This is a genomic window from Streptomyces sp. NBC_00316, from assembly GCF_036158715.1.
Taxonomy (GTDB): Bacteria; Actinomycetota; Actinomycetes; order Streptomycetales; family Streptomycetaceae; genus Streptomyces.
This window is the reverse complement of record NZ_CP108023.1, coordinates 6025642-6048288: the sequence shown is the minus strand read 5'-3', so window position 1 is coordinate 6048288 and position 22647 is coordinate 6025642. Positions and strand designations below refer to the sequence as shown.

The 22647-nt window shown below is 69.3% G+C and carries 19 protein-coding genes and 1 pseudogene; 15 read left to right on the top strand and 5 right to left on the bottom strand.

All coding sequences use genetic code 11. The annotated features are described in order from the left end of the window. Nucleotides 1–226: 226 nt before the first annotated feature. Nucleotides 227–1876: a M4 family metallopeptidase gene (locus OG878_RS26825; RefSeq protein WP_328889146.1), complete on the top strand. Its 1650-nt coding sequence runs from the start codon at nt 227–229 to the stop codon at nt 1874–1876. Nucleotides 1877–1935: 59 nt separating this feature from the next. Here the strand turns inward: OG878_RS26825 and OG878_RS26820 are convergent, their stop codons facing one another. Next, entirely contained in the window at nt 1936–2556 is a 621-nt protein-coding gene (locus OG878_RS26820) for an NADPH-dependent FMN reductase (RefSeq protein ID WP_328889145.1), read from the bottom strand. Between the two features lie 84 nt (nt 2557–2640). Here OG878_RS26820 and OG878_RS26815 point away from each other — a divergent pair, with 84 nt between their 5' ends. The 3 genes from OG878_RS26815 (at nt 2641) to OG878_RS26805 (ending at nt 5577) form a co-directional block, all read left to right on the top strand. After that, nucleotides 2641–3441: an aminotransferase class IV family protein gene (locus OG878_RS26815; RefSeq protein WP_328889144.1), complete on the top strand. Its 801-nt coding sequence runs from the start codon at nt 2641–2643 to the stop codon at nt 3439–3441. Between the two features lie 382 nt (nt 3442–3823). Next, nucleotides 3824–4849, top strand: coding sequence for a hypothetical protein (locus OG878_RS26810; protein ID WP_328891541.1), 1026 nt, complete (start codon nt 3824–3826; stop codon nt 4847–4849). 98 nt (nt 4850–4947) lie between these two features. Next, nucleotides 4948–5577: a class F sortase gene (locus OG878_RS26805; RefSeq protein ID WP_328889143.1), complete on the top strand. Its 630-nt coding sequence runs from the start codon at nt 4948–4950 to the stop codon at nt 5575–5577. Between the two features lie 9 nt (nt 5578–5586). Here the strand turns inward: OG878_RS26805 and OG878_RS26800 are convergent, their stop codons facing one another. Next, nucleotides 5587–6372, bottom strand: a complete 786-nt coding sequence (locus OG878_RS26800; protein WP_328889142.1) for a sulfite exporter TauE/SafE family protein — start codon at nt 6370–6372, stop codon at nt 5587–5589. Between the two features lie 193 nt (nt 6373–6565). Between OG878_RS26800 and OG878_RS26795 the strand changes: the two genes are divergently transcribed. The 4 genes from OG878_RS26795 (at nt 6566) to OG878_RS26780 (ending at nt 11782) form a co-directional block, all read left to right on the top strand. Continuing rightward, entirely contained in the window at nt 6566–7792 is a 1227-nt protein-coding gene (locus tag OG878_RS26795) for an NAD(P)/FAD-dependent oxidoreductase (protein WP_328889141.1), read from the top strand. Nucleotide 7793: 1 nt separating this feature from the next. Further along, nucleotides 7794–10382 carry a nitrite reductase large subunit NirB gene (gene nirB, locus OG878_RS26790; RefSeq protein WP_328889140.1) on the top strand — a complete coding sequence of 863 codons (2589 nt, stop codon included), beginning with the start codon at nt 7794–7796 and terminating at the stop codon, nt 10380–10382. After that, nucleotides 10379–10735 (top strand): nitrite reductase small subunit NirD, encoded by a 357-nt coding sequence (gene nirD, locus OG878_RS26785; protein ID WP_328889139.1) that lies wholly within the window; start codon nt 10379–10381, stop codon nt 10733–10735. Before nirB ends, nirD begins: the two co-directional genes overlap by 4 nt. Before the next feature lie 114 nt (nt 10736–10849). Further along, nucleotides 10850–11782 carry an oxidoreductase gene (locus OG878_RS26780; protein WP_328889138.1) on the top strand — a complete coding sequence of 311 codons (933 nt, stop codon included), beginning with the start codon at nt 10850–10852 and terminating at the stop codon, nt 11780–11782. A gap of 21 nt (nt 11783–11803) precedes the next feature. Here OG878_RS26780 and OG878_RS26775 read toward each other — a convergent pair whose 3' ends face one another. Together OG878_RS26775 and OG878_RS26770 are read right to left on the bottom strand one after the other, a co-directional pair. Further along, a complete protein-coding gene (locus tag OG878_RS26775; RefSeq protein WP_328889137.1) occupies nt 11804–12214 on the bottom strand; it encodes a VOC family protein in 411 nt (136 codons plus the stop codon). Nucleotides 12215–12358: 144 nt separating this feature from the next. Further along, a complete protein-coding gene (locus OG878_RS26770; RefSeq protein ID WP_328889136.1) occupies nt 12359–13468 on the bottom strand; it encodes an ArsR/SmtB family transcription factor in 1110 nt (369 codons plus the stop codon). Between the two features lie 750 nt (nt 13469–14218). Here OG878_RS26770 and OG878_RS26765 point away from each other — a divergent pair. From OG878_RS26765 to OG878_RS26755, 4 genes and pseudogenes are all read left to right on the top strand, one after another. After that, nucleotides 14219–15451: an IS4 family transposase gene (locus OG878_RS26765; protein WP_326601096.1), complete on the top strand. Its 1233-nt coding sequence runs from the start codon at nt 14219–14221 to the stop codon at nt 15449–15451. 987 nt (nt 15452–16438) lie between these two features. After that, nucleotides 16439–16632: pseudogene (locus tag OG878_RS42350) on the top strand (IS1380 family transposase); the annotation flags it as partial. A 128-nt stretch (nt 16633–16760) separates the two neighbouring features. After that, nucleotides 16761–17363, top strand: a complete 603-nt coding sequence (locus OG878_RS26760; protein WP_328889135.1) for a DUF4328 domain-containing protein — start codon at nt 16761–16763, stop codon at nt 17361–17363. Nucleotides 17364–17550: 187 nt separating this feature from the next. Beyond that, on the top strand, nt 17551–18927 hold the full coding sequence (locus OG878_RS26755; RefSeq protein WP_328889134.1) for an IS1380 family transposase: 1377 nt from the start codon (nt 17551–17553) through the stop codon (nt 18925–18927). A gap of 173 nt (nt 18928–19100) precedes the next feature. Here the strand turns inward: OG878_RS26755 and OG878_RS26750 are convergent, their stop codons facing one another. Continuing rightward, nucleotides 19101–19541 (bottom strand): hypothetical protein, encoded by a 441-nt coding sequence (locus OG878_RS26750; protein ID WP_328889133.1) that lies wholly within the window; start codon nt 19539–19541, stop codon nt 19101–19103. A gap of 269 nt (nt 19542–19810) precedes the next feature. Between OG878_RS26750 and OG878_RS26745 the strand changes: the two genes are divergently transcribed. The 3 genes from OG878_RS26745 (at nt 19811) to OG878_RS26735 (ending at nt 22313) form a co-directional block, all read left to right on the top strand. Further along, entirely contained in the window at nt 19811–20035 is a 225-nt protein-coding gene (locus OG878_RS26745; protein WP_328889132.1) for a hypothetical protein, read from the top strand. Nucleotides 20036–20465: 430 nt separating this feature from the next. Beyond that, nucleotides 20466–21299 carry a DUF4365 domain-containing protein gene (locus tag OG878_RS26740; protein WP_328889131.1) on the top strand — a complete coding sequence of 278 codons (834 nt, stop codon included), beginning with the start codon at nt 20466–20468 and terminating at the stop codon, nt 21297–21299. A gap of 162 nt (nt 21300–21461) precedes the next feature. Continuing rightward, nucleotides 21462–22313, top strand: a complete 852-nt coding sequence (locus OG878_RS26735) for an ATP-dependent DNA ligase (protein ID WP_328889130.1) — start codon at nt 21462–21464, stop codon at nt 22311–22313. The last annotated feature ends 334 nt before the right edge of the window (nt 22314–22647 follow it).

Sequence of the window (22647 nt, the reverse complement as noted above, 5' to 3'; positions counted from 1 at the left end):
CCGGCGTCGTCACCGTCGGATCTCCTCAGCTCTTCGGCTCTTGTTTCTTCGGATCTTGTGCCTGTGGCGTGTCCTTCTCGTCGATTGTCGGGGCGGTTCGGTGCCGTGTCGCCCTCCACCAGCGTCGCGGTATGGACATGACATGTCATGCACCCTTAAATCTGAGGCGGGCTCAGAACCGCAGCCCGGACCAGCCTTCGTCCCCCCACGCACTCCGAGGAGTCCGATGAGATCGATTCGGCATGCATCGCGCCTCACCCTGCTCGGCGCAGCCGCGGCCGCCGCCACTCTGCTGGCCTCCACCCTCACCGCCACCGCGGGCGCAGCCGCGGCCGGTCACCCGGCCCCGAGCCGCGACACCGCCATCCAACACGCCGCGGCCGCGCTCATCGGGCACGCCACCGCCCTGGGCCTCACCGGCTCCCAGGACACCGCGGTGCGCGATGTGGTCGTCGACAGGGACGGCAGCCAGCATGTGCGTTATGACCGCACCTATCGCCATCTCCCCGTCCTCGGCGGCGACTTCATCGTCCATCTCGCACCCGGCGGGGCGTACCGCAGCGCCGACCGGGCCGTCGGCGGTGATCTCGCCGTCCCCACCGTGACACCGTCACTGTCCGCCTCGGGCGCCGCCGACCTGGGCGCGGCCGCCCTGCGCACAGCCCACCGCGGCGAGCAGCTCACCAAGGTCGCCGCCCGGCCGCAGCTCGTCGTGGACGCCCTGCACGGCGCACCCAAGCTGGCCTGGCGCACCGAGGCGGCGGGCAAGGACTCGCTGGGCAACCCGGTCGCCCGCGTCGTGCTCACCGACGCGCGGACGGGCCGCCAGATCGACGCCTGGGACAGCGTGGAGACGGCGTCCGGCGACGGCCGTTCGCTGTACAGCGGCACGGTCGCACTGGAGACGACCCTGTCCGGGGCGACGTACCAGCTCAAGGACGCGACGCGGGGCAACACGTACTCCGGGGACGCGCAGAACAAGACCGACGGCTGCATCCTCACCATCTGCTGGAGCCGGGCGCCCGCGGTGCTGTTCACCGACGCCGACAACCACTGGGGCACCGGCACCACCTCCGACCGCGCATCGGCGGCGGTCGACGCCCAGTACGGCACGGACAGCACCTGGGACTACTACAAGAACGTGCACGGCCGGAACGGCATAGCCGGGGACGGCAAGGGCTCCTACAACCGCGTGCACTACGGGAAGAACTACAACAACGCCTTCTGGGACGACAGCTGCTTCTGCATGACGTACGGCGACGGCGACGGCTCGACCTTCGGTCCCCTGGTCGCGCTGGACGTGGCCGGGCACGAGATGTCGCACGGCGTGACGTCCACGACGGCGGGCCTCACCTACTCCGGTGAGTCGGGCGGTCTCAACGAGGCCACCTCCGACATCTTCGGCACGCTGGTGGAGTTCCACGCGAACAACCCGCAGGACCCGGGCGACTACCTCATCGGCGAGAAGATCGTGAAGCCCGGCTTCGGGAAGGCCGCGCTGCGGTTCATGGACCAGCCCTCCAAGGACGGCAACTCGGCGGACTGCTGGAGCTCCTCGGTCGGCAATCTCGATGTGCACTACTCGTCCGGTGTGGCCAACCACTTCGCGTATCTGCTCGCCGAGGGCAGCGGCCCGAAGGTCATCGGCGGCGTCCAGCACAACGGCACCACGTGCAACGGCGCAACGCTGAGCGGCATCGGAAAGGACAGGCTCGGCAAGATCTGGTACCGGGCACTGACCGTCTACATGACGTCCTCGACGAAGTACGCGGGCGCCCGTACGGCGACGCTCAACGCGGCGAAGGACCTGTACGGCGCGGGCAGCGCCGAGCAGAACGCGGTGGCCGCGGCCTGGTCGGCCGTCTCGGTCGCCTGACCCGGAGCAGGTCCCGGAGCGGGTGATCGCTCCGGGACCTGCAGCCACAGGGCGGCCCGTCAGCCACCGTACGGACGTACCGCCTTGGCGTCCCGCAACGTCCGCCCCCACCAGACGAGCTGGTCGAGCAGCGTCTTCGCCGCCGCATCGGCACCCGCCGGGTCCCGGTGCCTGCCCTCGTCGTCGAACAGGGCGCCCGCGTTGTGGAACGACACGGTGTCGCGGATGGAGACGGCGTGCAGCTCGGCGAAGACCTGGCGAAGGTGCTCGACGGCCCGCAGACCGCCGGACACTCCCCCGTACGAGACGAAGGCGACGGGCTTGGCCTGCCATTCGGCGCGATACCCGTCGATGAGGTTCTTCAGCGGGGCCGGGTAGGAGTGGTTGTACTCGGGAGTGACGACGACGAAGGCGTCGGCGGCAGCCAACCGAATTGACACCTCGGCCAGTTGCGCCTGTGCGTCGGGGCCGGGGCGGTGGCCGAGAGCCGTCGGGAGATCGAGTGCGGCGACGTCGACGAGGTCGGTCTCGACGTCCGGGTGGTCCGCCGTGCGGGAGAGGAACCAGTCGGCGACCACCGGGGCGAACCGGCCCTCGCGATTGCTGGCGAGGATGACCGCGACCTTCAGGGGCGCAGTGGTGACGGATGCGTCGGATACGGGAGACGTGATGAGGTCCATGCACCGAGACTCGTATCTCAACCAAAGTTGAGGTCAAGCTCTCCGCCTGCCTTTCCGCACACCCTCCGGCATACGGTGGAGCACATGACGACCCCTGCACCGCAGCCGCCGCCGTACGTCGAGTTCAACGGACACGCAGCCACGGAAGCGGATCTCCGGATCCCCGCCTTCTCCGGCTTCGGCCATTTCACGGCCATGCAGGTCAGGGACGGGAGGGTACGGGGCCTCACCCTGCACCTGAACCGGCTCGCCGCCGCGAACCGGGAGCTGTTCGGCCACGGCCTGGACGGAGACCGGGTGCGCGGACTGATCCGGCACGCGCTGGCCGGTGCGGAGACGCAGGACGCCTCGACCCGGGTGTACGCCTTCCTGCCGCCGGGCGACACGGAGACGACGGTCATGGTCACCGTGCGCGAGCCGGCCCGGAAGTCCCCCGCGCCCCACAGCCTGATGTCCGTCCCGTACGTCCGCACCGTGCCGCACATCAAGCGTCCGGGCGAATTCGGCCAGACCTACTACGGCCGGCTCGCCGAGCGCTCGGGCTTCGACGAGGCACTGCTGACCGCTCCGGACGGGGCCGTGACCGAGGGCGCGATCACCAACATCGCCTTCTGGGACGGCACTTCGGTGGTCTGGCCCGCCGCGCCATCACTTCTCGGTATCACCATGGCCCTGCTGGAGCAGGAACTGCCGGGCGCCGGACTGACGTCGGTACGGCGGCCGGTGACGCTGGACGGGATCGGCGCCTTCCGGTCGGCGTTCCTCACCAACTCCCAGGGCATCGCCCCGGTCCGGCGGATCGACGACACGGAGTTCACCGTCGATGAGGAGCTGATGAAGCGAGTGGGGCTGGCATACGAGGGCGCACCCCGGGACACCGTCTGAGGCCGCTCACCCCCGCCCCGGAGTACAGAGGGAGCCGCCCTCGCCGGCCCCCGGGGCCCGGCGAGGGCAGCGGCCGGGCGGCAGGGGGGAGAGCCGACCCGTGGGGGGGTGTGATGTCGTGTGCCCGGGGCCGGCGAAGTCATGCGTGTGACGTACACCACTCGCACCCCAGAACTCGTCACCCAATCGGCACGGCGTGTCGCAAGGCGGGACGAACCCCTTTCAACGGGGCACTGACCTGCACAAACACCGATCGGCAAGGAAGCGGGACCGGACCGATCGAGTGAAAGCTGACTCGACGTCAGCAGGCATGGGGGGCAGGCCGACCGTTAGCTCGGAGTCAGGACACACCAGCCAGCGCCGTCGCTCAAAGGAATCCCCCATGCGCAGTCCTGCCCGCCTCGTGAACGGCACCGCCGCTGCGGCACTCGCCGTTGCCGCGCTCGGCCTCTCCACCGCCGCATCGCCGGCGTATGCAGGCGACCTCGGCGCGCTGGAGATATCCCCGGCGACCGCGGCTCCGGGCACCACGGTGGTGGTGAACACCGCCGCCTGTGGAAGTGGCGCAAGGGCCGTCGGGGATGCGAACTCCCTGGAGGCAGGGCAGTTCACGCTGGCGCCGGCCACCGGCAAGCAGGTACTCGTGGGCACGTTCAAGGTGCCCGAGGCAGCCGATGCGGGGCCGTACAGCATCGGTGTGTCCTGTGAGAACGGAAAGGAGGCCACAGGAGCTCTCGCGGTGAGAGCTGCGGACACCGGGCAGGCCGGAGGTCAGGCCACCGAGAAGGTCGGCGGACAGGACGACGCCCCCGGCGACGACCGGGGCGGCGGGGGCAAGATTCCTTCCCTCGACTCGCTGCTCACCGGGAACGGGGACCTCTTCGGGAACGAGAGCCCACTGGACGCACTCTCCACGGACGACACGATCCTCGGTCGTCAGTCCTCCCCCGAAGACGACTCCCCTACGGGGCGCGACAGCGGGAGCGGGTCCGGGCGGGAGAACGGCAACGGGTCCGGACGCGACAACGGGAACGGGAACGGGAACGGGAACGGACGGGACAACGGCAACGGCTCCGGACGCGACAACGGAAACGAGTCCGGACGCGACAACGGGAACGGAAACGGAAACGGGAACGGACGCGACAACGGCAACGGCTCCGGACGCGACAACGGCGGGAACGACGACGGCGGCCGCGACAACGGGGGCGACGAAGGCGGCCGTGACAACGGAGGCGACGGCTCCGACTCCCCCCTCGAGCCCTCCGGGCACGTCAAAACTGGTGTAGGCGGCAGCGTCCGTCCTGACACCACCCAGATCGCGGCGGGCGCCGGCGTTCTCGCCGTGTCCGCCGTCGGCGGAGCCTGGCTCCTGCGTCGTCGGGCGAGCGGCACGCAGGCCGGCAACTGACGGGGACGTATCCACGTCCCCCGTCACCGCCAGGATCCCGTCCCGGTGGCCTCGTGCCACCGGGACGGGACCCACCCCCACCTTCCCCCCACCGGAGGATGACCGTGTTCCAGAAGGCCAAGGGCTGGCTGGTCGCCGTCGCCGCGCTGACCGGCATCTGGATGATCCAGAACGGCGCCGACACCCAGCTGGTGCCGCCGCAGCCGACCGCGGCCCAGGCCTTCGCCGCCGGGCCCGAACCGCAGCCCGGTTCACCCGTCGCCGAACCGCTGCGTCCCTCGGCGCCCGTCCGCCTCCGTATCCCCAGCATCCGGGTAAGCGCCCCGATGATCGGGCTCGGGCTCGGCTCCGACGGCAGTCTCGACGTGCCGCCGGCCGAGAACCGTAACGTCGTCGGCTGGTACAAGGACGGCACCCCGCCCGGTGCCAAGGGCACCGCGCTCGTCGCCGGTCATGTCGACAACGCGCAGGGGCGGTCCGTCTTCTACGACCTGGGGTCCCTCCAGAAGGGCAGCACCATCGAGGTCGACCGCCAGGACGGGCACACCGCCGTCTTCTCGCTCGACGGCATCGAGGTGTACGAGAACAAGAACTTCCCCGACCAGCGGGTGTACGGCGCCTCGCCGCATGCCTCGCTGCGTCTGATCACCTGCGGCGGCGGCTTCTCGCCGACCACCGGCTACCAGGGCAATGTGGTGGCCTACGCACACCTCACCGGCGTGCGGTGACCCGCACCCTCACGCCCACTGGTCGAAGCCCAGCTTCGCGACCAGCGAGAACACCACGACCAGCAGCACGCCCCGGACGAACTCGCTGCCCTTGCGCAGCGCCATCCGCGCGCCGAGCAGCCCGCCCGCCAGGTTGAACACCGCCATCAGAGCGGCCAGCTGCCACATCACGCTGCCCTGGTAGGCGAACATCGCGAGGGCGCCACCGTTGGTGCAGACGTTCACGATCTTTGCGGTCGCGGACGCCGTCACCAGGTCGAGGTGGAGCACGGCGGTCAGGGCGAGTACCAGGAACGTGCCGGTGCCCGGCCCGAACAGCCCGTCGTAGAAGCCGATGCCGCCGCCGACCAGCACGATCGCGGTGGCGGTACGGGCCAGGGTGACCTTGCGGTCCGTGTCCCCGGCGGCCTCCCTGCCGAACTGGGGACGCAGCATCACGAACGCCGCGACCGCCAGCAGCACCACCATGATCACCGGGCGCAGTACGTCACTGCTGATCCCGGCGGCGAAGAAGGCCCCGGTCATCGATCCGGCCAGCGCGACGAGCCCGATCCGGACGGCCGTCCCGACCTTCACCGGCGCCTTGCGTACGTACGTCACGGCCGCGCCCGACGTGCCGACGATCGCGACCGCCTTGTTGGTGCCGAGGACGTGCGCGGCGGGGACGTGCGGCAGGCCGAGCAGCAGCGCGGGCAGCAGAAGCAGCCCGCCGCCGCCGACCACCGCGTCGATCCAGCCCGCGGCGGCAGCGGCGAGGCAGAGGACGACCAGGGTGGTGAGCGTGATGTCGGGCATGGTCGCGACTGTATGGACGAGATACGTGTCCCGTCCAACTGTCTCGTCCGGATCGCGGGAAAGTTGAGCCAACTCTGAGGTTCCCGTGGCACGGCGCCCTCACAGAGCGCGTCCGCAGGCGCTGAGCGCAAGGTTCCGCCCGGGAAACAGCGGGGATCCGGTCGGGTAACACCCACCGCACAAGCTGCTCACCATGAGGACGAAGACGGAGAACGCGGCGCGTGTGGTGGTGATCGGCGCCGGGATGGCGGGCGCACGGCTCGCCGCCCGGGTGCCCGGCGTCACCGTCGTCGGCGAGGAGACGCACGCCCCCTACAACCGGGTGCTGCTGGCCGAGGTACTGGCCGGGCGGTACGCGGCCGAGGTCATCGCGCTGCCCCCGGCCGAGGTGCGGCGCGGGGTGCGGGTGGTGCGGATCGACCGGGCGGACCGGCTGGTGCACTGCGACGACGGAGGCGTCGTCCGGTACGAGCGGCTGGTGCTGGCCACCGGGTCCAACCCGGTGCTGCCGCCGCTGCGCGGGCTCGGCGACACGATGCCGGAGGGGGTGCATGCGTTCCGCACGCTCGACGACTGCCTCGCTCTGCGGGAGGCCGTGCGGCAGCACACCGCTGCAGGCGTGCGCGCCGTCGTCATCGGCGGCGGCCTGCTCGGCGTGTCCGCAGCCCGCGCCCTCGCCGCGTCCGGCGCCCAGGTGGTGCTGGCCCAGCAGGGCGAGCACCTCATGGAGCGGCAGCTGGACGCCGAATCGGCCGGGCTGCTCCGGCGCCATCTGGAGAGCCTCGGCGTGGAGGTGCACACCGAGTGCCGGGTCCGCGGGCTGCGCTGCGCCGACGGAGCGGTGCGGGCGGTGGAGCTCGCCGACGGCTACGAGCTGGCGGCCGAGATCACGGTGCTGGCCTGCGGCGTACGTCCCAGGACCGGGCTCGCGCGGGCAGCCGGCCTGGAGGTGCGCAACGGGATCGTCGTCGACGACGAGCTGCGTACCTCCGATCCGTACATCCACGCGGTCGGCGACTGCGCCGAGCACCGCGGCGCCGTGTATGGGCTGGCGGGCCCGGCGCTGGAGCAGGCCGATGTGCTCGTCGATGTGCTGGCCGGGCGGCCCGCCCGCTACGAGGGGACCCGCGCCCTGACCCGTCTCACGCTGCACGGTCCGGCGGCCGGGCCCACGGGCCCGTTCGACCTGGCCGCGTTCGGGGACTCCCGGCCGCTGCCCGGCGACGACGTCGTCCGGCTGGCCGACGCCACCCGTGGCGCGTACCGCTCGGTCGTCGTGCGTGGCGACCGGCTGGCGGGCGGTGTGCTGCTCGGCGATCTCGCCGCGGTCGGCACGCTCGCCCGGACCTGGGAGGACGACGAACCGCTCCCCGCCGAAACGTCCCTGCTCCATCTCCTCACCCACGACGGAGGCTTCTGAGATGCCGGTGTCCACTCTCCCGACCGACCGTACCTCCGCCCTCCCGACGATTGTGGTCGTCGGACACGGCATGGTCGGCCAGCGGTTCCTGGAGGCGCTCGCCGACCGCGGCCTGACCACGACCGCGGGCACGGCCAGGGTCGTCGTGCTCTGCGAGGAGCCGCGCGCCGCCTACGACCGGGTCCAGCTGACCTCGTACTTCGCCGGGAGGACCCCGGAAGATCTCTCGCTCGTCGAGCCCGGATTCATGCAGCAGCACGGCTTCGAGCTGCACCTCGGCGACCCCGCCGAGTCCCTCGACCGCGAGGCCCGTACCGTCACCGCACGCTCCGGGGAGACCTTCACGTACGACACGCTGGTGCTGGCCACCGGCTCGTACCCGTTCGTCCCGCCGGTCCCCGGCAAGGACGCCGAGGGGTGCTTCGTCTACCGCACCATCGAGGACCTCCTCGCGATCGAGGAGTACGCAAGGACGGCACGGACCGGCGCGGTGGTCGGCGGAGGGCTGCTCGGGCTGGAGGCGGCGGGCGCATTGAAGGGACTCGGACTCGACACGCACGTCGTGGAGTTCGCGCCCCGGTTGATGCCGGTGCAGGTCGACGAGGGCGGCGGCGCGGCACTGCTGCGCACCATCGAGTCGATGGGCCTCACCGTGCACACGGGCGTCGGTACGCAGGCGGTCACCACGGGCGAGGACGGCGCGGTGAACGGCATGTCGCTGTCCGACGGCTCCTCGCTCGCCACCGACCTGGTGGTCTTCTCGGCGGGCGTACGCCCCCGCGACCAGCTGGCCCGCGACTGCGGTCTGGCGGTCGGCCCGCGCGGCGGCGTCATCGTCGACGAGGAGTGCCGCACCTCCGATCCGTCGGTCTTCGCGATCGGCGAATGCGCGTTGGCCTCGGACGGCCGGGTGTACGGGCTCGTCGCGCCCGGCTACGAGATGGCGCAGACGGCCGCCGAGGTGATCGCCGGCAAGGAGGCGGCATTCACCGGCGCCGATCTGTCGACGAAACTGAAGCTCCTCGGGGTGGACGTGGCGTCGTTCGGTGACGCGCACGGTACGGCCGAGGGCTGCCTCGACGTGGTGTATGCGGACTCCCGCTCCGGCGTGTACAAGAAGCTGGTGATCGGGCAGGACGGCACCCTGCTCGGCGGGGTGCTGGTCGGGGACGCCGAGCAGTACGGCACGCTGCGGCCGATGACGGGGACGGTCCTGCCGGTCGCCCCCGAGCAGCTGGTGCTGCCGGCCGGTGCGGGCGGCCCGGTCGCACTCGGCCCGTCCGCGCTGCCTGACGAGGCGGTGATCTGCTCCTGCCACAACGTCACCAAGGGCGCGATCTGTGCACACACCGCGCTGCCCGAGGTGAAGAAGTGCACCAAGGCCGGTACCGGCTGCGGAAGTTGCGTGAAGGTGATCGGGCAGCTGCTGCCGCAGAGCACCGACAAGGGTGTGTGCGGCTGCTTCCCGTACTCCCGCAGCGAGCTGTACGAGATCGTCCGCACCCTCGGCGTCACGTCGTACGCGCGACTGCTCGACTCGCACGGCCGGGAGGCGGCGCGCGGCGGGGACGGCTGCGAGATCTGCAAGCCGGCGGTCGGCTCCATCATCGCCTCGCTGGCCCCGACGCTCGGCGCGAGCGGCTACGTGCTGGACGGCGAACAGGCCGCCCTGCAGGACACCAACGACCACTTCCTCGCCAACCTCCAGCGCAACGGCTCCTATTCGATCGTGCCGCGCATCCCCGGCGGGGAGATCACTCCGGAGAAGCTGATCGTGATCGGCGAGGTCGCCCGCGACTTCGGCCTGTACACGAAGATCACCGGGGGGCAGCGGATCGACCTGTTCGGCGCCCGCGTCGAACAGCTGCCGCTGATCTGGACGCGCCTCGTGGACGCCGGGTTCGAGTCCGGGCACGCGTACGGAAAGTCGCTGCGCACGGTCAAATCCTGTGTGGGGCAGACCTGGTGCCGGTACGGCGTGCAGGACTCGGTGAAGATGGCGATCGACCTGGAGCTGCGCTACCGCGGGCTGCGCTCGCCGCACAAGCTGAAGTCGGCGGTCTCGGGCTGCGCCCGCGAGTGCGCGGAGGCGCGCGGCAAGGACTTCGGGATCATCGCCACGGCGAGCGGCTGGAACCTGTACGTGGGCGGCAACGGCGGCGCCACACCGCGCCACGCGGACCTGCTCGCCCAGGATCTGTCCGATGCCGAACTCGTGCGGCTCATCGACCGGTTCCTGATGTTCTACATCCGTACCGCGGACCGTCTGGAACGCACGTCGACCTGGCTGGACCGCATCGAGGGCGGCCTCGCCCACGTACGGGACGTCGTCGTCCACGACTCGCTCGGGCTCTGCGACGAGCTGGAGCGGCTGATGGCCGACCACGTCGCCGGCTACCGCGACGAATGGGCCGAGACCATCAACGACCCGGAGCGGCTGCGCCGGTTCGTCACGTTCGTCAACGCACCGGACGCACCGGACCCGTCGGTGCGGTTCGTTCCGGAGCGCGACCAGGTCAGGCCCGACCTGGAGATCCTCGCCGGACCGGTGCTCGCCGTCCGCACTCTCGAAGGGAGCGTTTCCCGATGACCGCGACAACAGTGACGACAGCGCAGCACCTGTCAGTCCAACTCGCCTGCGGGGAAGCGTGGTTCACGGTCTGCAAGCTGTCACTCCTGACACCGGGGCGCGGTGTGGCCGCCCTACTCCCGGACGGCAGGCAGGTGGCACTCTTCGTCGACCGGGCGCGGCAGGTGTACGCGATCGACAACCGCGACCCGTTCACGGGGGCGTACGTCCTCTCCCGCGGCCTGGTCGGATCGGACGGCGGGCGGCCGTTCGTCGCCTCGCCGCTGCTGAAACAGCGTTTCGACCTGGCGACAGGCGTCTGCCTGGACGACGACGAGGTATCGGTCCAGGTCTTCGCGGTGCGCGCCGTCTGACGGTGTGACAGGGTCGCTTCTCGGCCGGGGCGGCAGGACCGTCGCCCCGGCCGGGGCGACGGAACCGCCTCCCAGCCGATTCCGGCCAACCCGTTCCGGCCGTACGCTTGATCCATGACCAAGGTCTGGAACGCGAGCGACATCCCCGACCAGAGCGGCCGTACGGCGGTGGTCACCGGAGCCAACAGCGGCATCGGGCTGGTCACGGCACAGGAGTTGGCGCGCAGCGGCGCACGGGTGCTGCTCGCCTGTCGCGACGCGAGCCGCGGCAAGGAGGCCGAGGCGCACATCCGGGCGGCCGCGCCGGGCGCGGAGGTGGAGTGCGCGCCCCTGGACCTGGCCGACCTGTCGTCCGTACGGGAGTTCGCCGCGGCATACCCGTACGACCGGCTGGATCTGCTGATCAACAACGCAGGGGTGATGGCCCTTCCGTACGGGCGGACGGCCGACGGCTTCGAGACCCAGTTCGGCGTCAACCACCTCGGACACTTCGCCCTCACCAACCTGCTGCTGCCGAAGCTCCTCGACACCCCCGGGGCCCGCGTGGTGAGTGTGTCCAGCGCGATGCACGCCGCGTCCAACATCGACATCGGTGATCTCAACAGCGAGCGCAACTACCGCCGCTGGATCGCGTACGGCCGCTCGAAGACCGCGAACCTGCTCTTCATCCATGAGCTGGCGCGCCGGGTCACCGCCTCCGGATCCGGTCTCGTGGCCGCCGCCGCGCACCCCGGCTACGCGGCGACCAATCTGCAGACCGTGGCGGCCCGGATGGAGAACCGCAGGGCCGCGGAGCGGATCTTCGACATCGGCAACCGGATCGTCGCCCAGCCCGCGTCGTCCGGGGCGCTGCCGACGCTGTACGCGGCCACCGCCCCCGGCGTACGCCCCGACTCGTTCACCGGCCCGAAGCTGCTGGGCTGGCGAGGCGCGCCCGCCCCGTCCTGGCGGGCGGGCTGGACGCGCAGCGACGCGGCGGGCGAACGGCTGTGGGTGGCGTCCGAGCAGCTCACGGGCGTGACCTGGCCGGGCCTCACCTCCGGGTGAGGCCCCGGGCTCACCGGGCGCTCAGCCCTGGGCCTGGACGGCGGCCGGGTCCATCCACACGACCTCCCAGATGTGGTGGTCGGGGTCCTGGAAGGACCGGCCGTACATGAATCCGTGGTCCATGGGCTCGTTGGCGGGCGATCCTCCGGAGGCGAGCGCCGTATCGGCCAGCACGTCGACCTCCTCGCGGCTCTCGGCGCTGAGCGCGATGATCGCCTCGGTGGTCTTCGAGGCGTCGGCGATCTCCTTCTTGGTGAACTCCTTGAAGCGCGGCTCGGTGATGAGCATGGCGAAGATCGTGTCGCTGATGACCAGGCACGCGGTGGTCTCGTCGGAGAACTGCGGGTTGAACGAGAAGCCGAGCTTGCCGAAGAAGCCCTTGGTCGTCTCGAGGTCCTTGACCGGCAGATTCACAAAGATCATCTGAGGCATGTGCGTCTCTCTCTTCTCTTCGGTGGCGCCCGGTCCGAGCGCCTTCGAGGGGTAGACGGTGAGGCGTCCCGGAACTCATCGCCGGCGCCGGCACAATCTTCCGGAGCGGCCCGTTCCGGCCCGTCAGGAGAGTGTCACGGTCCCTCAGGAGAGCGCGAGCGGCGCGCCTCCCCTGAGCAGCGAACCGCCCAGCGGGGTGAGCGTGTGCAGGACCGAGCTGCCGTGCCGCAGGGTGCGTACGAGCCCCGCCTCGCGCAGCACACAGGCGTGCTGGCTGGCGGAGGCCAGGGACACTCCGGCCCTGCGGGCGAGCTCGCTGGTCGTGCAGCCCGCGCCGATGGCCTGGAGGACCGTCGACCGGGTGTTGCCGAGGAGCCGGCCCAGCCAGGGGCCCGGGCCCGGCTCGGCGAAGACCGGGGCGGCGGAGTGGGTGACCGGGTACACGAGCACGGGCGGGAGCGTCGGGTCGCGGTAGACCACCGGGGTGGAGCGGCAGAAGAACGACGGCTGGAGCAGCAGCCCCCGCCCGTCCAGATGCAGTTCGCGGTCGACGGGGTAGTCCGCCTCCAGCACCGGGGCCCGCCAGCGGATCATGGGCGGGAGGGAGGCGAGGAGTTCCTCGGCGCCGCCGTCGAGGAGTGCGCGGCCACGGACGGCGCGGTCGGCCTCGATGCTGGCCCGGATGTGCGGCCAGTACGGTTCGACGGCAGCACGGTGGTAGCCGCGCAGGGCGGAGATGAGCCGCCCGAGAGGTTCGGCGCGCCCTTCGCCGAGTGCGTCCAGCCGGACGGGTGGCACCGGCCGCGCGTCCCCCGGCCGACCGCCCGCGGGCCGTACACCACCGGTCCGCCCCGGGCGCCCGCCCGCATGCCCGCCACCGTGCCGCCCGCCCAGCGACGACGGCCGGCCGGGCTCGCGGCGGTCGGCGCGCAGCAGGCCGAGTTCGGCGTGGAGCCGCTCGGGCGGTGTGTCGCGCAGCGCCTCCATTCCGGCGTCGAAGCCATGGGGCTCGCTGCCGGCCCGGGAGGGCGTCAGGAAGTCCGGGAAATAGCCGCGGGGTGGCACCAGCGCAGCCAGCAGGCGCGTCTCCCCATTCAGCCGGGGCCGGGTTTCCGCACGCCATTTGCCGAACACCGTGGAGGCACGCCGGTCCCTCAGCCGGTGAAAACTCAGAATGGTTTCCCACAATGCATCCGGCCGGGTGGCCATCCGCACCTGGGAAAGGTCCATTCCTGACACATGGATACGCAGCACCGAACCCCCACCTGTTGCATCCGCAATTCCCCCCGCCCAAGGGTATGCGCACGGTCACAGGACGTCACCACGGGGTTTCGGCCAGAGGTGAAACGTCTCGCCGCACCCCATCGGCAGCCGAAAAACTGTACGGCGTCGGGCACGAAACCGACGCCGACCGGATGAACGAGTGAAGGCCGTGGGGGGTTTTGCTCGTTCGGCGGCGGTCGGCGGACGGTGCGGCTCCGCGCCCGACGGGGGTAAGCCGGGTGCGGCCCATGGATGGGGATCCATGGGCCGCACCCCGGTCCGTTCACCGCCTATATCTTTGCGTATTGAACGAAGCAATGGGCCGGCGAACGGACGGTGAACGCCGAAAGCGCTTACGCGCCCCTTTTCTTTGTATGTGCCGGGTGACCCATACGTCCGCGGTCGCTCATGGCCACCCATGACCAACCGTATCCGCACAGCATCCGGCGCCGGGCACACGGCACCTGGCACGACTTCCGGACACGGCGAAGCGGCGGCACCCCCGCACAGGGTGTACGGCTGACTTCCTGAGCTGGGAAGTCAGCACTTCCCTCGTGCCCGAGGGCACTCTCAGGGCACTTAACCCGACCCTGCCCGTTGGCTGCCCACCGGTTATTCCGCGTCGCGCACTCGCCGCGAACGGTCAGGTACTGCCGGCCGACCCATGGGAGCAGCGGTAGGTCAGTCATGGGCTAGCCTCAATACCAGTAACTTAGGTGCAATCTGGTCGTTGCTGGTGGTATGCCGAGAGCGGGTCAGCTGAAGTCATCTGGTGAGCGTCTGTCGGACCGGGTCGCGGTCGGGGTGCTGACGCAGGCGTTTCCTGCGCGGCTCGTGGACGAGGTGTTGGCGGAGACGGGCCGGGTGCAGCAGCGAAACCGGCTGTTGCCGGCCCGGCTGGTGGTCTACTTCGTGCTGGCGATGTGCCTTTTCTCGGGGCAGAGCTACGAGGAGGTCGCCCGGCTGCTGACCATGGGTTTGCAGGGTGAGCGGCGCTGGCGTGCGTCGTGGGCGGTGCCGAGTACGGCGGCGATCTGGAAAGCCAGGTCACGGTTGGGGGTGGCGCCGCTGCGGCAGTTGTTCGCGCGGGTGTGCCGTCCGGTTGCCACACCGGGTACTCAGGGTGCCTTCTACCGAGACTGGCGGCTGACCGCGATCGACGGCACCACGTTCGATCTGCCCGACACGAAGGCGAACGTGGAGGCGTTCGGCCGTCCACCGCGTTCCGGGCGGGGCGAGCAGAACGTCGGCTACCCGCAGATCCGCATGGTCGGCCTGGTGGAGTGCGGCACCCACGCCGTTTGCGACGCCGCGATCGGCCCTCTGCGGACCGGAGAGCAGGCCCTGGCCCGGGCGGTCCTGCCGTCCCTGCGGCCGGGGATACTGCTGCTGGCTGACCGTGGCTTCTACAGCGTGGACCTGTGGTGCAAAGCCGCTGCGACCGGAGCCGACCTGCTGTGGAGAGTCCGCAAGGACCTCGTGCTGCCCGTGGTCGAGCAGTTCCCGGACGGTTCTTATCTCACGGAGATTTTCGACCGCAGCGACATCCATCACGTCCGTCGCGGGGTCCCGGCACGCGCGGTGGAGTACGCCATCGCCGGCCACGAGGGCGTCTACCGGCTCCTCACCACGGTCCTCGACCCGGACGAGGCCCCAGCCGCGGAACTGGCCGGACTCTACGCCCAGCGATGGGAGTTCGAGTCCACTCTCGACGAGATCAAGACCCACCTCGGCGGTTCCCACCTGGTGCTGCGTTCGCAGCACCCCGACGGAGCCGAGCAGGAACTCTATGGCTTCCTGCTCGTCCACCACGCCATCAGGCGTCTGATGCACCAGGCCGCTCGACAAGCCGACCACGATCCCGACCGGATCTCCTTCACTCGCTCACTGCGCGTCGTGCGCCGCCAGGTCACCGACCAGGCGGCGTTTTCCCCCCGGCAGACTCGCCCGTGCGGTCAAAGCAACCCACGCTGAACTCCTCGAACGACTCCTGCCACCACGACGCCGCCGAGCCAACCCCCGTGTCATCAAACGCAAAATGGCCAACTGGCCCCTCAAACGCGCAGCCCACCATGGTGCAGAACACCCGCCCGCCCCGGCCATCACCATTGTCAATGCCACCAAACCCAAACGGGTCAAGCGGATAAAAACGCCCTAAGTTACCGGTATTGGGGCTAGCCTCGGTGAGTTCGGTCCGGACGACCACGGCAGCACCCTCGCGGTACTGGACGAGCAGAGTGGCCTCCGCAGGATTCCAACGGCCGCCCACCCGGACACCCAACCGGGCGGCACGGCGGCACAGTGTGGGCTGCGGTCCACCCGGGCGGGGTGCATGCCGTCCGGGCAGCGCGTCGCCGGGCTGCGGTCGTGGCTCATCCGGGTCAGACCCCAGCGCCCTGAGGCGCATCGCCCGGCTATCGCCCCACACCCACACAGTGCCACCCGGAACCACAGAGCTCCGGCTCGACCACAGGCCGAGCCGGAAGACGCTCCGCCCGTCAAAGTAGTCGCGGCGCTGCAGCGCCGCCGCGCGCCCCTCCCGCCCGTCAATCCGCACCCGCTACGCGGGTTCGAGCGGTGCCAGGTAGCTGCGATCGGCATCCGGGGCGACGTCCTGTTCGGCGGAGGTCGGCTCAACGTCGTCCCGAAGGGCCATTCCGGGCCGTCACGGAGGCGGGAGAAAGGGTCATCGCGGACGTCGCCGACCTGCTCGACCATGTCCGCTGACGCCTCGTCAAGCAGCGACTACCTCGACGTGCTCAGCCAAGGCAGACGGCCGCCGACGCTTCGTTGGACACCGTCGGTCCTCAGAAGCTGTAGCACGTGGGGTGGGGGTTAGCCTCGCGCTTTCACCAGCAGGGGTATCCGAGGCGTGATCGAATAAGCGAGGAGTACCTCTGACCTGGGGCAACGGGACTTGTCCAGGGTCTTGTTCGTCGTCAGGAAAGCTGCACTCCTCAGGTGAAGAAGAGTGTCGGGTTGTACCCGCGTGTCCGCGTCGAGGGTGACGGCCGTGGAGTGGTTTCGCAGGGCGGTGCTCTGGGGGGACTGCCTTGCGGACAGCGGCGTGCGGTGGGCCGGTTGCCTCCGATTCGACCGCATCCCGCCTGATCGGCATGCTGCCCGCAGCCGGTCCCCGTGCACTTACGGCCATCTGCTGTCGGGGATGCGCATCCCGCGACCGAGGACTCGAAAGTCGTACGCGCGTGCGGCGAGCAGACCCTATGATCACTGCGCCCCAGCGTCCGCTGGGCCGCACACGCCTCCGAGACAGGCCAAGACGATGACGAGCACCGCCCGCAAAGCTCCCTGGATCCTCGCCCGCTCTGCGCAGGTGGCGATAGCGGTGGCCGCCGTGGCGGACGCGTTCCGCACGGCGGCAGTCCGGGATCACTACCTGCACCACACGGATGCGTCCCTACACAAGTCGGGCTTCACCTCCATGATCTTCGGCTATCTGATGACTCTTGCGATCGTGCTGTTCCTCGTGTGGCTCGCCCGGTCCCGGCACAACGCCCAGGAGCTGTCCCCCCAGGCCTCGCTCCCGAGTCGGGGCTGGACGATCGGCGCGTGGTTCATACCGGTGGTCAACCTCTTTATCCCTCGCCGGTTCGTCCTCGACATCGGGCGCGCCAGCTCCGCGTCGTGGGAGCAGAAGCGAGACACGACACTGGTGAACCTGTGGTGGGTCGCCTGGATCACGCACGCGCTGGTGGTCGTGGTGGCGGGCCAGGTGGCCCCGGGGTCGGTGGCCCTCCTCGTGGTGGCGGAGGCGCTCATGATCGCGGCGGCCGTGCTGATGGGACTCGTCATCGAGCGCATCACGGCGCTGCAGAGCTCTGCGCTCGGTGCCACCGTGCCCGTCGCTCCCCTCGCCCAGGCGTGAAGCAGCTCCCCCGATGTGCTCCCTCACGGCGACGTGATTGGCTGCGCGCGTGACCGGCAACGACTTGGCCTCGGTTCACCGCACGAGCTGTCCGAGGCTTGATCAGAAAAGCAAGAAGTGCTCCTGACCTGCAACGATGGGACTTGTCTAGGGTCCAGTCAGTCGCGAGGAAAGAAGCACTTCTCGGGTGAAGAAGCGTATCGGGTGCTATCCGCGTGTCCGCGTCGAGGGCTGCAGTCGCGGGGTGGTCTCCCAGGCCGGGGCCGTGCTGCTGGTGGAGACGGTCCGCAGGTGCGGCCTTGACACCGCGATATCGGCGGCGCTCGCGCCGTGGCGCAAGCCGCGGGCGGTCCACGATCCGGGCAAGATCCTGCTCGATGTCGCGCTCGCGGTGGCACTCGGCGGGGACTGCCTGTCCGATGTCGGGATGCTGAGGTCCGAGCCGGACGTGTTCGGGACGGTGGCCTCCGACCCCACCGTCTCCCGGCTGATCGCCACGCTCGCCAGGTCCGGGCCGAAGGCCCTTGCCGCGATCCGTTCCGCCCGGGCTGAAGTCCGCGAACACGTGTGGCAGTTGGCCGGGGCGAGAAGCCCGGCTGCAGACGGGCAGGCGACGGTGGATATCGACGGCGTGCTCGTCATCGCGCACTCGGAGAAGCAGGACACGGCGCCGACCTGGAAGAAGTCCTTCGGGCACCATCCGCTGCTGGCGTTCGTCGACCACGGCCAGGACGGTTCCGGGGAGCCAGTGGCCGCGCTGCTGCGGGCGGGCAACGCCGGCTCCAACACCGCTGCCGATCACATCGAAGCCGCCTGGATCGCCCTGGCCCAGCTGCCGAAACCGCTACGGCGCGGCCGGCAGACACTGATCCGTACCGACTCCGGCGGTGGCACCCACGAGTTCGTCAACTGGCTCTCCACGCCAGGGAGATGGCTGTCGTATTCCGTCGGGATGACGATCACCGATGCCATCCACCAGGCGGTGCTGACGATCCCGGCATCGGCGTGGACGCCAGCCATCGAGCCGGACGGTCAAGTCCGTGACGGTGCCTGGGTCGCTGAACTCGCCGGGGACGTTCTCAAGGGATGGCCGTCCGGGATGAGGCTGATCGTCCGCAAGGAACGGCCTCATCCCGGAGCCCAGTTGCGCTTCACTGACGTCGACGGCAACCGGCTCACCTGTTTCGCCACCAACACCGCCGCGGGCGTGATGGCCGAGTTGGAGTTGTGGCACCGCCGCCGGGCTCGCTGCGAGGACCGCATCAGGACCGCCCGCGCGACCGGCCTGCGCAACCTGCCGCTGCACGACTTCGCGCAGAACCAGCTCTGGCTGGAGATTGTCTCGCTCGCCTTGGACCTGCTCGCCTGGATGCCGATGCTCGCGCTGACTGGTGCCACCCGCCGCTGGGAGGTCAAAAAGCTCCGTCTGCGGCTGTTCTCCACCGCCGGCCAGCTGGTCACCACCGGCCGGCGCCGCCGACTCAGGCTCGCCCGCACCTGGCCCTGGACCAATGTGATCACCGACGCCCTCGACCGGCTCCAGATCCTGCCGAACCCCGGCTGACCAGCGGACCCAACCGTCCCGACGAGCCTGGACAACCCCACCGGAGCCGTGGAACCCGGAGCCCACCCGACGCTGCAGCCGGGGCGTCCTCCTGCCTGGATCCCGAAACCACCATCAGTCACACCACAAAGGGCCCGTCAGCAAGCCGCTCGGCCCGTCATGAACGATCGAGGTTAGGCAGTCGCGCTGGTCGTACCAGCACAGGTGTTCTCAATGATGTGCTTGGTGGACCACTCGGCGGCACACATCGAAAACTCAAGGAAGTCGCCTTCGGCGAGGTTCTTGTTCATGTAGCGGTATGCGTTGAGGCCAGCCGTGTTCCAGATGATGCCCTCGCGTTGCATCACGTTGCTCTTGGGGTCATATGTGGCCCAACGGATGACGACGGAGTGTCCGTCGGACTTCTGGTCCACGAGACTGAACCAGTCGCCATCGCTACGGAAACAGCCCACGGCCTCCTCGGTTGACGCACACCTGGCGGTAACGGCGCCACCGGGCCATGGGGTGGTTCCAGCCACATCCACCTCCAAGGTGATGGCGGAGGCCGTGCTGATGGTGAGGACGGTGGCGGCGACTGCACCGCCGAGGGTGACGGCGATCCGGGATTTACGCATGGGCTGGTGGCTCCTTAGTTCCGTGACGATGTACAGAACTGGAAGTATAAGTGGCATGGACATGCAGATAGTCAGTGGGGGTCCGAGACGGCGAGGTGGCGACCAGTTCTGCCTGCTGTGAAATGGGCAGGCGTCAACGCTTCATCATCCTGGCGACTGAGAAGCCAGCCGATTTCCGCACGTGATCCGTTGGTTCGATCTGGTCAGGCGTGAACCCGGCACATTGGAGAGATGGTTGAAGAGGAGCGTCCGTCCCCATGGAGGCGCCTATGCCCCTCGAGCGCGGCACGGAAGTCGAGATCCTCGGGCTGAAGGACCACAGCGCCCATCTCCACGACAACCTCAACGGAGAACTCGTGTTGAATGTGCGGGCCGATGAGCACCTACGAGACAGGGCTGCGACGGAATGTGAGCGATTGGCTGGGGTGCTCGGATGGAGGCCGAGCGTGTCAGGCGTCGCCAAGGCCTATCTTAAAAGCATCTACCGGATCTGATGTAGGTCTCGGGACCGGCCCGGGGGCCCGAAACCGACCGCACTGTCCACCACCGGCGCAACCGAATGGGGCCATCGGCTGACATCAACGGCGCTGAAGGTGAGCAACTTCGGGCGGGCAACGGTGCCAACGCTGGCTGCGCGGCGACCGTCCAGCGAGCTGCTTGATCAAACCTGCAAAGCAGGTGTCGGCGTGCCAGGTACGTGCCAGATCGAACGGTGAACCACAGTCAACATGGGTGTCCCACAACAGAGGCCACAGGGGCGGCAGCTGACTGTCGGAGCTAGTCGGAGCCACAATCGATGCCCGAAGAGCTGTGATACCCAAGCTCATGGCGCAGGTGCGAGCTTCCGCATGCAGCTCTCTCAACGCCCCAGTGTCAGACCCGGATGGCACGGTAGACGGACAACCATGCTGATGGGGGTGGGACATGACGGTTATTCCGAGTGGGCGACGGGTGGAACAGGCGGCAGTGAACGCTCTGCGCACTCTCCTGCAAAGTCACGATCACGTCGTAGAGGAAATCTCTGGGCAGAACGACTATGGCGAGGACCTGTATGTCACCTTCGCCGACTCCGGGCGGGTGACCAACGACGTCATCAAGATTCAGGTGAAGGGTGGTGTCTCATGGAGACGTTCGTACGGCTACGCAGTACCGGTGCGGCAGCACTCCGAGACCTGGGCAAACGGCAACGTACCCGTGTTCTGTGTCGTCTTTGACCCGGAAACAGAGAAACTGTACTGGGCGAACGCTACGAAGCAACTCCGTGTTGGAGGGCAGAAGGGCCGCCGGCCCCGCACCATCAAGCTGTCTGGGACATCGGTGCTGGACACCAACACCGTGACGGACTTCGTGAATGAAGCCCGTGCGTACGTCGGCGGGTATCGGGGGCGGAACGCTGTCCTGAGTCACCTCGGAGAGATGGCGGGCGTCGTCTTCGATCGCTCAGACCACGTACTGCACTGGGTCAATGAGTTCGATGAGCAGTTGATCTTCTGGCAGCGCCCCGGGGAATTTTACGCCACGCTTCTGCACAGTGACCTCGATTGGGATCCGATCCCTATCATGCCTAGCGGGTTGCTCCTGCCGGGCGCACGGGCTCAGGGACTTGATTTCGGCGAAGACTTCCCCGAGGAGTTGCGGCGGAGCTCGCCAATCCCGGTCATCAGTGGCGTGATCCTGAACATGCCGGAGGCCTTGTGGCTCGCTTCCTGCTTCTCTACTACGGAGCGGTTCCGGCGTGGGGTTGAGGTGCCTAGATGAGGGCACTGCCAACCGCATACACGCTTGGCTGACGGGCTGCCAGCGGCCGTGCCACTGCTCGCGTAGCCCACCTCTAGAGCGATGCGAGCTAGGCACACTGAGTGTCTAACTGCGTGACACCCACGGCGCAAAACCGCGAACACCCGTGGACGTCAGCGCAAGGTGGCACTGGCCTACCCCGTCCCGACCGTGCCGCACGGGCCCGGGTGGTGGTACGAGCCCAAGTTCGACGGGCACCGGACCGTCATGGCGCGCACCGAGGACACCGTCACCCTGTACGCCCGGTCCGGTCGGGTCGTCACCACGCACTGGATGGACCTGGCCACCGCCGGGATGACCGCCCTGCTGCGGGGGACGGTCCTGGACGGGGAGGCGGTGGTGTGGCGGGACGGCCGAATCGACTTCGGGGCTGCACAGTCGAGAGCAGCATCATCCCTGATGCGGGCCCGCCAGCTGGCCGCCCAGTATCCGGCTTCGTATGTGGTCTGGGATGTCCTGCAGCACCCCGTGCACGGCGCCGTCGCCAGACGCCCGTACACAGAGCGGCGCGCGCTGCTCCTGGACCTGCTCGCCGATGTCGACCCGCCGATTCAGGCTGCGCCGGCCACGGACGACTACGAGACGGCAGAGCACTGGTACCGGGCGCTGCAAGCGCAAGGCATTGAGGGGATCGTCGCGAAGCGGGCCGAGGGCGGGTATCCGTTCGGGCGCCGCGGATGGGTGAAGGTCAGGCACGCAGACACCATCAACGCCCAGGTCGTCGGGCACACCGGGCCGAGGCATCGGCCGCGTAACTTGGCGGTAGTAGCCGCAGGGGAGAACCGGGTGCGGTTGACCGCCAGGCTCACGGCTGGCCTCGCCGCCCACATCGGCCAGGTACTCGCAGACGCTCCCGAGGCCGGCGCCGGGAGAGCCGACCAGGAGATCTATACCCGGCTCGACACCGGCCTGGTGGTCGAGGTGCTTGCCGGGTCGGGCCGACACGGGACGCTGACCGTGACGCGGATGCGGTGATGGGCAAGTGGCTACGTTCATGAGGAGCAGTAGCGCGTGCCCGGCACGCGCGGGTCCGGGGATTTCGCAAGGTGCCCGCGTCCCCTGCACGGAGAGGCGGGCACCGGTGCGTCTGGTGGGTGCCAGCGGCGCAGGAGGTTGACGAGCTTTTCCGGGTCCAGGATTGGCGCACCGTCCGGGCCCTTGATGTGCTGGTCGATCCAGATGGGCCGGTTGGCCTTGCGCGAGGAGTAGTAGTGGTTGCGCCAGTGCCCGCGCACGATCCACCGATGCTGGCATGTACGGCCGCCGCTCTCGCCCTACTCCTGTGCCAGGAGAGTGCGGTGCCTCAACT

Bases quoted from the DNA above. Each gene is read 5' to 3' on its own strand.
- OG878_RS26750 (WP_328889133.1), bottom strand. From the start codon at position 19,541: ATGCGTAAATCCCGGATCGCCGTCACCCTCGGCGGTGCAGTCGCCGCC.
- OG878_RS26815 (WP_328889144.1), top strand. From the start codon at position 2,641: ATGACGACCCCTGCACCGCAGCCGCCGCCGTACGTCGAGTTCAACGGA.
- OG878_RS26765 (WP_326601096.1), top strand. From the start codon at position 14,219: ATGCCGAGAGCGGGTCAGCTGAAGTCATCTGGTGAGCGTCTGTCGGAC.
- OG878_RS26810 (WP_328891541.1), top strand. From the start codon at position 3,824: ATGCGCAGTCCTGCCCGCCTCGTGAACGGCACCGCCGCTGCGGCACTC.
- OG878_RS26775 (WP_328889137.1), bottom strand. From the start codon at position 12,214: ATGCCTCAGATGATCTTTGTGAATCTGCCGGTCAAGGACCTCGAGACG.
- OG878_RS26805 (WP_328889143.1), top strand. From the start codon at position 4,948: ATGACCGTGTTCCAGAAGGCCAAGGGCTGGCTGGTCGCCGTCGCCGCG.
- OG878_RS26780 (WP_328889138.1), top strand. From the start codon at position 10,850: ATGACCAAGGTCTGGAACGCGAGCGACATCCCCGACCAGAGCGGCCGT.
- OG878_RS26825 (WP_328889146.1), top strand. From the start codon at position 227: ATGAGATCGATTCGGCATGCATCGCGCCTCACCCTGCTCGGCGCAGCC.
- OG878_RS26795 (WP_328889141.1), top strand. From the start codon at position 6,566: ATGAGGACGAAGACGGAGAACGCGGCGCGTGTGGTGGTGATCGGCGCC.
- nirD (WP_328889139.1), top strand. From the start codon at position 10,379: ATGACCGCGACAACAGTGACGACAGCGCAGCACCTGTCAGTCCAACTC.
- OG878_RS26820 (WP_328889145.1), bottom strand. From the start codon at position 2,556: ATGGACCTCATCACGTCTCCCGTATCCGACGCATCCGTCACCACTGCG.
- nirB (WP_328889140.1), top strand. From the start codon at position 7,794: ATGCCGGTGTCCACTCTCCCGACCGACCGTACCTCCGCCCTCCCGACG.
- OG878_RS26760 (WP_328889135.1), top strand. From the start codon at position 16,761: ATGACGAGCACCGCCCGCAAAGCTCCCTGGATCCTCGCCCGCTCTGCG.
- OG878_RS26740 (WP_328889131.1), top strand. From the start codon at position 20,466: ATGACGGTTATTCCGAGTGGGCGACGGGTGGAACAGGCGGCAGTGAAC.
- OG878_RS26800 (WP_328889142.1), bottom strand. From the start codon at position 6,372: ATGCCCGACATCACGCTCACCACCCTGGTCGTCCTCTGCCTCGCCGCT.
- OG878_RS26745 (WP_328889132.1), top strand. From the start codon at position 19,811: ATGCCCCTCGAGCGCGGCACGGAAGTCGAGATCCTCGGGCTGAAGGAC.